At 62.4% G+C, this 13,118-nt stretch carries 7 protein-coding genes and 1 riboswitch; of the genes, 5 read left to right on the top strand and 2 right to left on the bottom strand.

Translation table 11 applies throughout. From position 1 onward, the window contains the following. Positions 1-63: 63 nt before the first annotated feature. A riboswitch (cyclic di-GMP riboswitch) is annotated at positions 64-149 on the bottom strand. Positions 150-412: 263 nt separating this feature from the next. Continuing rightward, positions 413-2,110: a methyl-accepting chemotaxis protein gene (locus AACX78_RS04390; protein WP_159165490.1), complete on the bottom strand. Its 1,698-nt coding sequence runs from the start codon at positions 2,108-2,110 to the stop codon at positions 413-415. Between the two features lie 281 nt (positions 2,111-2,391). Between AACX78_RS04390 and AACX78_RS04385 the strand changes: the two genes are divergently transcribed. After that, positions 2,392-4,242, top strand: coding sequence for a M3 family metallopeptidase (locus AACX78_RS04385; protein WP_159165489.1), 1,851 nt, complete (start codon positions 2,392-2,394; stop codon positions 4,240-4,242). Between the two features lie 68 nt (positions 4,243-4,310). On the opposite strand, the gene AACX78_RS04380 is transcribed toward AACX78_RS04385, so the two are convergent. Then, the gene (locus tag AACX78_RS04380) at positions 4,311-6,500 is read right to left on the bottom strand and encodes a glycoside hydrolase (RefSeq protein WP_159165488.1); all 2,190 of its coding nucleotides are present in this window, start codon (positions 6,498-6,500) and stop codon (positions 4,311-4,313) included. A gap of 668 nt (positions 6,501-7,168) precedes the next feature. On the opposite strand from AACX78_RS04380, the gene pgaA reads away from it, so the two are divergent. Genes pgaA through AACX78_RS04360 form a run of 4 tightly spaced genes read left to right on the top strand, consistent with a single transcriptional unit; the run spans position 7,169 to position 13,065 of the window. Beyond that, the gene (gene pgaA / locus AACX78_RS04375) at positions 7,169-9,553 is read left to right on the top strand and encodes a poly-beta-1,6 N-acetyl-D-glucosamine export porin PgaA (protein WP_236556285.1); all 2,385 of its coding nucleotides are present in this window, start codon (positions 7,169-7,171) and stop codon (positions 9,551-9,553) included. Beyond that, positions 9,553-11,517 carry a poly-beta-1,6-N-acetyl-D-glucosamine N-deacetylase PgaB gene (pgaB, locus tag AACX78_RS04370; protein ID WP_159165486.1) on the top strand — a complete coding sequence of 655 codons (1,965 nt, stop codon included), beginning with the start codon at positions 9,553-9,555 and terminating at the stop codon, positions 11,515-11,517. The genes pgaA and pgaB overlap by 1 nt, the downstream gene beginning before the upstream one ends. After that, positions 11,514-12,764, top strand: coding sequence for a poly-beta-1,6-N-acetyl-D-glucosamine synthase (pgaC, locus tag AACX78_RS04365; protein ID WP_159165485.1), 1,251 nt, complete (start codon positions 11,514-11,516; stop codon positions 12,762-12,764). The genes pgaB and pgaC overlap by 4 nt, the downstream gene beginning before the upstream one ends. Further along, positions 12,751-13,065, top strand: coding sequence for a hypothetical protein (locus tag AACX78_RS04360; RefSeq protein ID WP_159165484.1), 315 nt, complete (start codon positions 12,751-12,753; stop codon positions 13,063-13,065). The genes pgaC and AACX78_RS04360 overlap by 14 nt, the downstream gene beginning before the upstream one ends. Positions 13,066-13,118 lie beyond the last annotated feature (53 nt).

Raw genomic sequence — 13,118 nt, 5'->3', positions numbered from 1 at the left:
TTCCTCTGTTCGATAGATGTGGGCAGTCAAGTTGGCAGGGGAGTTCCCCGATACACACCTGAGTGTGGCAACCCCGCTATCCTGGACGACATGTCTTTAGACCGGAGGCTTTGCGTCCTGGCCTTTCAACCAGTTTGCCAAATGACTACATAAAGGGTCATGGTGTCGCGTATTGCGACACCATCATCATGGCCAATTTTGATTAGTTAATTAAGTGTAAATGTTTACAGCTTGACTCATCGGAGTAGAGCTAAAGCTTAACGCTATGTTTTTAATGGTGTATTTAATCGGCAAGGCAGGCTGAATGTCGCCCATCATGTCGATAAGATGCAAAAATTCGACATTTTTCATCAATGAAAAAATCCTCTGCCAGCGGGCTGGCAGAGGATGAGTTGCGACAGGGCAAGACGGATCAGTGGCGAGCGCGGGGGCGTTCGGCCTGATGTGATTGCTGATGCAGGGGGGCCAGCCGCTGTGCCAGGGTCTGATCGATGGCAGTGCCCAGTTTGAACACCGCCAGTCGCTCATCCAGACTGCGGGAGAGGTCTGCCAGCAGCTCGCTCTCTTTCGCCAGATAGGTGGCGGATTGTGACATCTCCTGGGCCGAATCATTGATGCCACTGACGTTGCGGTTCATATCTTCGGCCACCACGCTCTGCTGTTCCGCCGCTGTGGCTATCTGGATCGCCATGTCGCTCACATGCTGGATGTGGTTGACGATGAGGGAGAGATCCTGCCCTGCCTTTTGGGACTGGCTGACGCTGTTCTCCGCCAGCTTGCGGCTGGCATCCATGGCATTGGCGGCGGTCACTGCCCGCTGCTGCAGTTGGGCTATGGTGCTCTGTATCTCTTCGGTGGACTGGCGGGTGCGGCTCGCCAGCTGGCGTACCTCGTCGGCGACCACGGCAAAGCCGCGTCCCTGTTCCCCGGCCCTGGCTGCTTCAATGGCGGCGTTGAGGGCCAGCAGGTTGGTCTGCTCGGAGATGGCGCTGATGACGGCGGTCACCTCGCTTATCTGCATCACTCCCTCCTTGAGCTGATTGACCTGCTGGGTGGCCTGTTCCACCTCTGTGGCCAGCGCCTGTATGCCATTGACACTGGCATGCACATCACGGTTGCCCAGCCCGGCCTCGCTGGTGGCTTCCTGGGTATCCCGGGCGGTATTTTCGGCGTGACCCGCTACATCGGCAATGGTGGCGCTCATCTCGTTCATGGCGGTGGCGAGCTGGGAGAGCTGGTCCCGCTGGCTGTTGACCGCCTGATTGGTCTCCTCCGCCGAGGAGGCGATCCGCAGGGCAGCATCCGCCACATTGCGGGCCCCCTGGCTGGCTTCAAGCAAGGCGTGGCGAATGGCATCGAGCCCCTGGTTGGTACATGCGGCGACGACCCCCATCTCATCCTTGCCGTGTACCGGTATGCTGATCACCAGATCCCCGGCCGCCACCTGCTGCATGGCTCGCTTGATCTCGGCCAGGGGAGTGACGATGGAGCGGCTGATGGCAAACCCCAGCAGCCCCATCAGCAGGATCACCAGCAGGGTGGCGCCCCCCATCAGCTGGTACTGGGACCAGATGGTGGCTTCAATGTCCTGCAGCAGTACGCCAGAGCCCAGGATCCAGCCCCAGGGCTGATAGCCGGCGACCAGCGACATCTTCTGGGCGGCATCACCGGAGGGTCCGATCCACTGGTATTCAAGGCGGCCATGCTGGCCACCCTTGCCGAGTTCCACCATGCGTTGCCAGTGATCCCCGGCCGTCTCGGTGCCGCTCTGGCCCATCTGCTGGCCGACCAGCTCCGGTTTGACGGGGTGTACCACGACGTGGCGCGTTTCATCGAGTACAAACAGATAGTTGTCACCATCGAAGCGCATGCTGTTGAGCATGGCCTTGGCTTCTGCCTGAGCCTGGGCTGCTGGCAAGGTGGTGGCGAGTGACTGGATGCGGCTCATGGCGAGATCCAGCACGGCCTGCAGCCGGGCCTCCCGCTCACTCATCAGATTGCGATGCAAGGCACTGGCCGAAATAAGCAGCAGTGCGATGAAACCGACTAGCGCCAGTGAGAGCAGCAACATCAATTTGCGGCTCACAGCGATATCACCAAGCTTGAACATAAGGTCTCCCTGATTTCCCTGTGGGTCTTGTTGTGGCCAGACATGACAATGGCCCTGATTATTTAATTATTAACATTTAATTAACTTTCAATAACTTGTTGTGACTGAATGCTAATTGAGTGTTTTGACAACCAGTATAGCCAGCAGACAGAAACCGTCGCTTTTGGTAGCGTGGTTGTGCGCATCCCGGCGCATCATTTGCCAAAAAATGTGAATGGCTTGGCATTTCACCAAAAAGGAGCGGGCACCCGTGCGGGTCAGCCCCATACAAGAGGGAATTTATGCATTCCATTGCCAGGAATTATTTGAATCAGCTCAATGCCGATTACCTGCAGGTACACAGGCGCAAGGAGGACCTGTTCTGGTCCACTTACATGGGCACCAGTGACGATCAGGCAGGTTTCACCGCCGCCGAGCAGGCCTACAAGGCGTTTTGCGCCAACCCGGCCCGACTGCCGGAGCTCAGAGAGATGCTGTCCCGGGCCGAAGAGGCGGATCTCAAGCGTGGTCTGGGGGGCTGGATTGCCTTCTTCGAGTGCAACGTCATCGAGGATCCGGCTGCCGCCGCCCTGATGGACGAGCTGGTGGCGGCCGAGGCGGTGCTGTTTGCCCGTCGCCGGGAGCTGAAACTCAGCTTGCTGGATGAGCAGGGTCAGCAGGTCGCCGGCAGTCTGCCCGCCGCCAGCACCTCCCTTGCCGCCAGCCCGAACGAGGCGGTGCGCCAGAGCGCGCTGGCCATGTTCCATACCCTGGAACAGTGGGTGGTCGACAACGGCTTTCTCGAGGTAGTGGCGATCCGCAATCGCTTCGCCCGTGCCATGGGGTATCGCGACTATTTCGATTACAAGGTGCGCAAGAACGAGCAGATGAGCCCGGAACAGCTGTTTGCCGTGCTGGATGATTTTATCGCCCGCACCGAGCAGCGGGTGCAGCAGAGTCTGGCAGAGCTGAAAAGCGCCAAGGGAGAGGCGGCGCTGCAGCCCCACAACCTGCGCTATTTCGTCAGCGGCGACGTGACCCGCCAGCTCGACCCCTATGTGCCTTTCTCGCGGGCGCTGAAGGACTGGGTCGAGAGCTTCCGCCGGCTCGGCATCCAGTATCGCGATGCGACCCTGACCCTGGATCTGTTGACCCGGGAGGGGAAATACGAGAACGGCTTCTGCCACGGCCCTGTGCCCAGCTTCTGGCAGGAGGACAAGTGGGTTCCCGCCGTGGTCAACTTCACCAGTCTGGCCAACCCGGCTCAGGTGGGCAGCGGCTGGAGTGGCCTCAATACCCTGTTCCACGAGGGGGGCCACGCCGCTCACTTTGCCAATGTGACCGGCAACGCCCCCTGCTTCTCTCAGGAGTTTCCACCCACCTCCATGGCCTATGCCGAGACCCAGTCCATGTTCTGCGACAGCCTGCTGGACGATGCGGACTGGCTCAAGCGCTATGCCAGGAACGCGGAGGGAGAGGTGATCCCAGATTCGCTCATCAAGGCCATGATAGCGGCGCGTCAGCCGTTTCGTGCCTTCAACGAGCGCCAGATAGCGCTGGTTTCCTACTTCGAGCGGGATCTCTACGCCATGGAGGAGAGCGATCGCACTCCGGACGCCGTGCTGGCGCTGGCCCGTCAGTGGGAGCGCAAGATACTGGGGACAGAGAGCCCGAGGCCGCTGCTGGCCATTCCGCATCTGCTGAATCAGGAGTCGGCTTGTGCCTATCACGGCTATCTGCTGGCACTGATGGCGGTGGAGCAGACCCGCGCCTATTTCCTTCAGCGCGATGGTTATCTCACCGACAACCCGCGTATCGGTCCGGATCTGGCGGCTCACTACTGGGGGCCGGGCAACGGCATGACCCACGATGAGACGCTGCGCAGCCTGACCGGCGAGGGATTCAGCGCAGTGCCGCTGGCCGAGGTATGCAACCAGAGCGTGGCCGACGCCTGGGCGCAGGCCCAAGCCTGCATGGCGGCGGCGCAGCAAAGGCCGCCGGCCGGTGAGGGGGCGCCCCTCAATGCCCGCATCCGGGTGGTGCATGGCAGTGAGCTGATTGCCGACAACAGCGAGTCGGAGGCGCGCATGCTGGCGGACTTCGAGGGCTGGATCCGGCGCCAGAGCGAAGTCGAGCCCGCCACCCTGGGCTAGATGAACCCCGCCTGCAAAAGAGCCCTGCCAATTGGCAGGGCTCTCTCTTTATATGGCGAGCGAGTCGATCACATCGTCAGCAGGGTGACCGGCTTGCCCTTGAGGGCGACGAGCAGGTGCTTGCCCGGCAGTTTCTGGCCATCGAGCATGATGGAGCTGTTGCTGAAGTTGGCTACCAGGCGGCTGCCATCCGAGAAGCGGGTCTCCTGCACCCGGCCCGGCCCGTCGCGCCAGCGAAATCCCACCAGCGCCTTGTCCCACAATGCCTCGTGCAGCGGCGCGAATTGATCGCTCAGTCTGACCAGCTCGGGCAGGCGGCTCTCCAGGGTGCTGCGGCTCAGGTTGACCAGCGGCGGTGTGTTGTAAAGCAGGCCGAGCAGGGCGCGCTCCTCCTTGATGCCCGGGAACTTGAGGTTGTCCAGCAGCCAGTGATGGCTGTTGAGCACTGAGTCGTGGAACACAGCCTGATAGAGGGGCAACCTGTCTGCCGGCTTGAACACGGTTTTCAGGTAGCGCGGCTTGAGGCGCGCGGGCTGAAAGAAGACCTGCGGCGCCTCGTCCGGCCACCACTTGCCGAGGTAATAGGGAGACTTGGCCTGCTTGCGCATGCTGGCGTCCTGCCAGCCGAACCCCCAGCTCTGGATGCCGTGGGCAAACATCAGCGGCTTGCTGGTGAGGGCATTGCCATCCTCCGAGCCCAGCACCAGTCCGAGCCGCTCTCCCACCCAGGCCATGCGGGCATTGCGGGCGGCGATCATGGCCTGGCTCCCCTGCTGATGAGCCGGGTTGTAATCGTTGGAGGCCATGGCGGTGCCATCCACGTCGAGGAACAAGCTGTTGATGCCGCTGGCTTTGGCCAGCTCGCTCATGCGGCTCTTGGCGAAGGGCAGGGTGCAACCGGGATTGAGGTAGGCGCCCTCGCCACCAAAGCCGGGTTTGGGTTTGCCGTTGGCCTCCATGATGGCGCAGCGCTTGCCGATCTTGGGAGGGATCTGGGCGGTGAGCCAGCTGTCGTTGCTGCCGGGGAGGATGGCGGTATCGTAGGAGTCATAGCTGCCCACCAGATAGCCCAGGCGCTGGGCGGCGGTGACGGCATAACCCTGTTGCAGAGCCGCCGTCCATTGCGGGGTGCCGAGCCAGAGCTTGTGCAGTCCCGCCTGTTGCAGGGCTTCTATCACCGGCAGTGACAGGCCCTGCCCCCAGCGAGTCTGCGCAACCAGCAGATCCCCCAGTTGACCCCTGACCCACTGCTGGCGCAGGGCCAGCACCTTGCTCTGGCTGACGGGGCCCTGCTGGGCGGGCAGGGGGAGCTGGCTGGCAATCAGCCGGTTGAGCCCGGCCATGATCAATGTCTGCTGCCAGGGTTCGGGAGCCGTTGCGGCCAGCGCTTCCCGCTCCTCGCCGCTGAACGTTTGCAGCCAGGCCGGCTTTTGATTGAGTCTGGCCTGCAGGCCAGGCCAATCCTTCACATCCTGTCGATCCAGCAGGGCATCTCCCCACAGATAGACATGGCTGGCACCAATCAGGCGGCGGCCAGCGGGGATCCGGGCAAACTTGTCGGCGAGGGATTGCCACTCCCCCTCGGCCTGCAACCACTCCCGATAGCGACGGGCCCCTGCCAGCCAGTCATCCCCCACGCTCAGACGCACCACCATGGGAGCCTGCTGGTTGAAGCTGCTGAATTCGTGGCGGGCGCTCAGTTGCAGGCGCCCCCCCTTGCGGGTGAAGTTGAGCTGGTTGTCGTAGGGGGTTTGCAGGATCCAGCTGTAGGTCTGTTTGCCTGCATCCTGGCTCCACAGCGGCAGCTTGAGGTCGTAATGGGTGTTGAGTTCGGCCAGTTCGTCGCCGACATAGCCGAGCCAGTCGCTGTCACGCACCGAGAAGCGGCTGCCCTCGCCAAAGGCCATGGAGAGGTGGGTCTGGTTTTTCGGCAGACTGTACCAGGCCAGCTGACGGGGCGTGTCGCTGACAAGGGTCAGCAGCAGATCATCACCATCCAGTTTGACCTCGACCCTGGCGTCCTGGGCAGGCCAGTGCCAGCTGGCCTCTTGCTCCCCCCGGGTCAGCTTGTCGACCTGACGGGCGGGTTGGCCGTCACTGACCGGCACCTTGTTGACCGAGATGGCCAGGGTATCGGGGGCGATGCGATAGCTCAGCGTCTCCCCTTGCAGTATCAGGGGGGCGGCGGCCAGAGGCGCCGCCAGCAGTGAAATCAGCAGGCAGCCCAGTACTGGCGCCTTTATCCGTAAACCCTTCATTCAAGATCCTTGGCCAAGTCGATGGCATCAGGGTACGCCCTTGCCCGTTCTGCGGTACAGCCAAATTTGCCCGCACCAGCGGCGGCAAGCCATAGCCTCTTGCCTGGAGCCAGAAGCGGTTGAGGTCGATGATTTCCTGTCAGGGGGTTATCAGATGGGGCTTGTTTGTGGTCGTGACGTAGTCTGTCGTAGTCAGCCAATACTGGATTCGGATGCGCCAGATTCGCTGCAGGGGGCAATCAAGGGGAGAAGCTTAACCCCATTGCTTGATGAACCTCCGATGCAGGCCAATCAAAATGGAATTCTGTTAATTACCTCAATAGTAATAGTGAAAAATTGAGTCCACAGGGACAGGCAACAGACGGTGGCTTATCGAGAATGGTTCCTGTCTGACTCGATTGACTAACTCGCCTACCGCTGCAGAATTGGCCGCCTCGCCACCCCCGATGCGAATCGGGTTCGGAAAGTCACAGGTCTCTTCCCGGAGACAGCTGGACCGCGCATTGAGGAAGGCGTTGGTTCATCCCTCGCCTTTCACCATCACAACCGCACATCCGTCAGGAAGTCACCCTGCGTTGCCACGGCAGCAGGGTCGGACATATGTGCGTAATCGTCAGGGCATTCAAGGACCGATCTGCCCGGCGCGTGTCAAAGGTGGAATGTTGCGAATGAATCGCATCTTTTGGTTATTGGCGCTCTTGCCTCTGCTGGCGTTTGCCGGCGGGGTAGATAGCGCACGGGAAGCCTGGGTCATCCAGGCCAGGGCAGGGGAGCTTGACGCCGCGGCGCAAGGACTGGATGCCCTCTATCGACAAACCGGCGACGGCAAGGTGCTGGACGATCTGATCGCCGTGCAGCTGTGGCGCGGGGATCGCAAGGGGGCGCTGGCAGCCTGCGCCCCCTGCGAGTTCAGTCCCATTGCCAACAGCACGCTGGAAGGGGTGGCCCGCGCCGCCCGGGACGAGAAGCGCTACTTTGAGGCGATCAGCTATTACCGGGTGTTGCAGGGGCGTGACCCGGGCAATCCCACCGGTTGGCTTGGCCTGTTTCTCACCGCCAGCGATCAGGGCAACCGTGTGCTGGCCCATCAGGCGGCAGGAGAGTACGAGGCCCGTTTCGGTCGCGATCGGGCCGTGCTGGAGGCGCGTATCTATGCCGCCCGTCAGGCCGAGGACCCCATGGGGGAGATGCTGGCCCGCCAGCAGTTGCTGGCGCTGGAACCCGGCAACAGTGAACAGGTGCTGGCGCTCTATCGGGTAGCGGTGAGCCTGGGGGCGGGTCCCGCCGCTGCCGACTTGATGGGGCAGTATCCTGCCCTGTTCAAGCCGGTGGATCGGCTCTGGCTCGACTACTACCAGGCGGTCAACTTGCTGCGGATCTCGGCGCAGACCGAGGATCCGGCGCTGGCTCGCACCTCCCTCACTCACACCCTGGCCCTGCAGGACAAGATCCTGGCCCGGGCCCCCCGCGATCATGTGCTCTACCTCAGTGCCCGCCGTGATCTGGTGGTGACCCTGGTGGCCCTCGGTGAGTTTGCCCAGGCGGAGCGGGAGTCTGCCGCCCTGCAAGCCGAGGGGCCGTTGCCGGAATACGTGCAGGAGGCGCGGGCCGATGCGCTGGTTGGGCTCGGGCGGGTGGATGAGGCTTCCCTTATCTATCGGCAACTGGCGACCCCGCAGCGGGCCAAAGACAAGACGCTGCTGGAGAAGCGTTTCTACGCCTACTCGGATGCGGAGCGTTACGGCGCCGCCCAGGGGTTGCTGGCGGGTTGGCAAGAGCCGCCGACCCGCTGGGATTTCACCGGCAATATGCGCATGCCCAACGATGACTACGAGAAGGTGCTGCAGCTCAGAACTCTGCTGCTGGCCTGGCGGGGTCAGGCCGGGATGGCTGAGGCGCAGCTGGAAGGCTGGCTGAAAACGGCCCCTGCCAATCCCTGGCTCTGGTTGCAGCTGGGGGACATCCGTCGTTGGCGCGGTCACCCGGATGGCGCCGAGCAGGCCTATCAGCAGGCGGTGCGCTGGCTGCCGACTGGCCGTACCCGGCTCGCCGAGCCGGGTCTCCTCCACGCCCGCCTCGATCAGGGGCAGTGGCAACAGACACCGCAGGCGGTGCGGGCCCTCGGCAACCTGACCAAGGATCGCCGGGAGTTGCAACAGCGGCTGGCACTGGAGCAGGCCCCCATGCTGACCACTGAGCTGACCCATGGTCGCAATGAAGGGGGCTCGGTACAGGCCAGTCGTGACTGGAGCTACGACAGCCGCCTTTACAGCGCTCGCAATGATGGCGGCGATCGACTGTTTGTCCGTCGTCAGGGCAGCTTCGGTGAATTTGACGGGCAGCCGGAGCGTGCCGCCTACAGCGGGCTCGGGGCCGAAGTCTCCTTCTATCCGCTGCTGTTGACTCTGGAAGGGGGGATGGGCAGTGATCTCAATCACAAGGGCTATCTGTGGAGCCGCCTCGACGGGCGGCTGGGCGATCGCTGGACCCTGGGGGCTGCCATCAACCTCAACAGCGCCGATACGCCACTGCGGGCGCTGGCGCGCGGCAACTACGCCGATCAATATCAGCTCGATCTGGGTTGGCGCCAGGACGAGACCCGGGAGGCGGGCCTGCGGCTGGAACGGATGGACATCAGTGATGGCAATCGGCGGCTCACCGCCTCCGGCTGGCTGCGTCAGGATCTCTGGCGTCGGGATCGCTGGTGGTTCGACACCACACTGCGGGCTGCCATCTCCCGCAACGAGGCGGTGGCGGTGGATTACTTCAATCCCCTGCGGGATCGCAATCTGGAGCTGGAACTGGCGGGGCGTTACCGGCTGCCGCTGGATGGCCGTCGCGCCCTGCTGCAGAGCCTTGTCATCGGTGGCAATCAGTACTGGCAGCAGGAGTATGGCGGCGACCCGGGCTGGCAACTCAGCTATCGCCACGACTGGGTGCTCTCCCCGGCACTGAGCCTGGGCTATGGCCTGGGCCGGCGCCAGGCCGTCTACGACGGCAACCCCGAATATGGAAATTTCGTCTTCGCCAATCTGCAATGGAGTTTCATGTGATGAGACGCTGGCTTGCCCCTCTATTCCTGTTGTTGTCCGTGCTCATGCCGCTGGCCGCACAGGCTGCCCGTCAACCCGATGACTATGTGGTGCTCTGCTACCACGATATCGTCGATCTGAAATTGACCCCCAACCTCAAGATCTATCCCCAGACCATACGGCGCGACACCCTGATCCGCCACTTCAACTGGATCAAGCAGCAGGGCTATCACCCGGTCAGCTTCCAGCAGGTGCTGGATGCCAAGGCTGGCAAGACACCGCTGCCGGAGAAGGCCATTTTGCTCAGCTTCGACGATGGCTACGAGAGCTTCTACCGGCTGGTCTACCCGCTGCTCAAGCTCTACAACTATCCGGCCGTCTATGCCCTGGTGGGCAGCTGGCTGGATGTGCCCGACGACAAGCTGGTGCCCTATGGCAACGACAGGCTGCCGCGCAGCTACTTCGTCGGCTGGCCGCAGATCCGCGAGATGCAGGACTCCGGACTGGTGGAGCTGGCCTCCCACACCTTCGCCTCCCACTACGGCTTGCTCGCCAATCCCCAGGGCAATGTGCAGCCGGCGGTGACCACGGCGGGCTGGAGTCCGGCCGGTTACGAAACCATGGCGGACTATCAGGTGCGGGTGAAAGCCGACTTCGACGCGTCTGTCCGCCAGCTCAAGGAGCAGACCGGCCGGGCACCGCGCATCATGGTCTGGCCCTATGGCGCCTTCAACCAGACGGTGCTGAACCTGGCCCGTGACAGCGGCATGCCCTACAGCTTCACCCTGATTGAGGGGCTCAACACCCTGGGGGATTCCGGAGCCACTGTGCGCCGCTATCTGCTGGAGGAGGACACCAGCCTGGAGACTCTGGACGAGATCATGGGGGGCAACACCTGGGAGCGGCAGGAGGAGCGACTGGTGCACGTGGATCTGGACTATGTCTATGACAAGGATCCGCTGCAGCTGAACAAGAACATCGACCTGCTGCTGGAGCGGATCAAGGGATACGGCATCACCACCGTCTATCTGCAGGCCTATGCCGATGACAACGGTGACGGGGTCGCGGAGGCGCTCTACTTCCCCAATCGCCACATGCCGGTCAGGGCGGATCTGTTCAACCGGGTCGCCTGGCAGCTCAAGACCCGGGTCGGGGTCAAGGTGTATGCCTGGATGCCGGTGATGGCCTATGACATGGGGCCGAACCACACCTATGTGACCGACAGTCGCACCGGCGCCCCCGCCAGGGGTCAGTATCTGCGCCTCTCGCCCTGGGATGCCGCCAGCCGTCAGCTGCTGCTGGATATCTACGAGGATCTCGGTTTTTACACCAAGTTCGACGGCCTGCTGTTCCACGATGACGCCTTCCTCAGCGATTACGAAGGGCCCATGCCGCTGGCGCGCTCCACCCAGGCCCTGCGGGCGCAGGGTGAGCACAAGACTGACCTACTGATCGACTTTACGCTGGCGCTGCGCGACGCCGCCGCCCGTTATCGCCAGGGAGGGGCTGACGGCCTCAAGACAGCCCGCAACATCTACGCGGCCCTGGTGACCGAGCCTGACGCCCAGCAGTGGTTTGCCCAGAGCATGGCGGCGTTCGCCAAGGCCTATGACTACACGGCCGTGATGGCCATGCCCTACATGGAGCAGGCAGAAAATCCGGATGAGTGGCTGGCCCAGCTGGCGGAAACATCCCTGGCCCAGGTGCCGGCCGAGCGGCTGGTGTTCGAGCTGCAAAGCCGCAACTGGCGCACCGAACAGCCGATCCCGGATGAGGAGCTGGCGCGCTGGATGCAGATCATCCAGCGCAAGGGGGTGAAAAACTTCGGCTACTACCCGGACGATTTTCACAACAATCAGCCGGATCCCGCCGTGCTGAAACCCGTCTTCTCGGTGCAGACCCAGCCTCAGCCAGTCCAGCTGCCGGTGGCCCCCGCCGTGCCCGTCAGTGCGGCCATGGCCACACAAGCGGGGGCGGCACGGTGAGCGGATTTCTCTCAGGCATTGCGATTTTTACCCTGGCCTACCCCAGCATGATGGCCATGGTGTGGATCTGTGGCGGCCTCTATTACTACTTCCAGTGGGAGCAGCGGGACATAGCGCTCGCCAGAACCGGGCTGGTGTTGCCTCGCTATCCCAAGGTGACCCTGATGGTGCCCTGCTACAACGAGGGGGCCAATGTGGAGGAGACCATCAGCCACCTGCTGCGCCAGCGTTATCCCGATTTCGAGGTGCTGGCCATCAATGATGGCAGCAAGGATGACACGGGGCAGCGACTGGATCGGCTGGCGGCGCAGGATGCGCGCCTTACCGTGCTGCACCAGCACAATCAGGGCAAGGCCATGGCCCTCAACAATGGTCTAGAACGGGCGAAGGGGGAGATACTGGTGGGCATAGACGGCGATGCCGTGCTCGACCATGACGCTGTGCGCTGGATGGTGAAACACTTCATCGAGAGCCCCAAGGTGGGGGCCGTCACCGGCAACCCGCGGGTGCGTACCCGCTCCACCATCATCGGCAAGATCCAGACTGGCGAGTTCAGCTCCATCATAGGTCTCATCAAGCGGGCCCAGCGCATCTATGGCACCGTCTTTACCGTGTCCGGGGTGGTGGTGGCCTTTCGCAAGTCGGCGGTGGAGGCGGTGGGTGGCTGGAGCACGGACATGGTGACCGAAGACATCGACATCAGCTGGAAACTCCAGCTGGCGGGCTGGCTCATCCATTACCAGCCCCAGGCATTGTGCTGGGTGCTGATGCCGGAGACGGTGCGCGGCCTCTACAAGCAGCGGCTGCGCTGGGCCCAGGGCGGGGCCGAAGTGATACTGCGTTACGGCCTGCAGGCAATGCGCTGGCGCAACCGCCACTTCTGGTTGCTGCTGCTGGAGTATCTCTCCAGTGTCCTCTGGTGCTACAGCGTGCTGCTGCTGGCGCTGGTCTGGCTGATCCGGCCCGATCTGGGGGAGCTGGCCGAGGGTCGGCTGTTCCAGTGGACCGGTGTCATCATGACCGCCATCTGCCTGCTGCAGTTCGGGGTCAGCATCTTCATCGACAACCACTATGACAAGACAATGGCCCGCAGCTTCGTCTGGTGTATCTGGTATCCGCTTATCTACTGGCTGCTCAATCTGGTGACGGTGATCGTTGCCGTACCCAAGGCGATCCTGCGTCGCCGTGGCCAGCTTGCCGTATGGGAAAGCCCTGACAGAGGAGAGTCCTTCCGTGACAAAAAATAAGTTCGCCAACGAGATGATCATACGCAACGGTGCTCGTTGCAGCTGGCAGTACCGACTACGGGATCTGTTGATCCTGCTGGTGACCTGGATTGGCTGGTTGTTTCTGGCGTTGCAACCCTGGCTCAACTATCTGGATAAAGGGGAAGGGGACAGCTTTATCGGCTCGCTGGATGCGCAGGGCGCCGGGCAGCTATTTTTGGCCCTGCTGCTCGGCATCTTCCTGCTGATCCACTCCTGGGCCAAATACAATCAGCTCCTTTACCGCCTGATGCGCAAGCGGACACTGCGCAAAGCCGGTTAACCATGGGGCCATCAGGCCCCATTTTTGTATCTTCCCTCTTGTCACACTCTGTC

The organism is Aeromonas sp. 9A, from assembly GCF_963900955.1.
Classification (GTDB): domain Bacteria; phylum Pseudomonadota; class Gammaproteobacteria; order Enterobacterales; family Aeromonadaceae; genus Aeromonas; species Aeromonas salmonicida.
This window is presented reverse-complemented; position numbering and strand designations above follow the sequence as displayed.

What these genes read in the sequence shown, in the direction of transcription:
- pgaB (WP_159165486.1), top strand. Translation starts at nt 9,553, where the DNA reads ATGAGACGCTGGCTTGCCCCTCTATTCCTGTTGTTGTCCGTGCTCATG.
- AACX78_RS04380 (WP_159165488.1), bottom strand. Translation starts at nt 6,500, where the DNA reads ATGAAGGGTTTACGGATAAAGGCGCCAGTACTGGGCTGCCTGCTGATT.
- AACX78_RS04390 (WP_159165490.1), bottom strand. Translation starts at nt 2,110, where the DNA reads ATGTTCAAGCTTGGTGATATCGCTGTGAGCCGCAAATTGATGTTGCTG.
- pgaA (WP_236556285.1), top strand. Translation starts at nt 7,169, where the DNA reads ATGAATCGCATCTTTTGGTTATTGGCGCTCTTGCCTCTGCTGGCGTTT.
- AACX78_RS04385 (WP_159165489.1), top strand. Translation starts at nt 2,392, where the DNA reads ATGCATTCCATTGCCAGGAATTATTTGAATCAGCTCAATGCCGATTAC.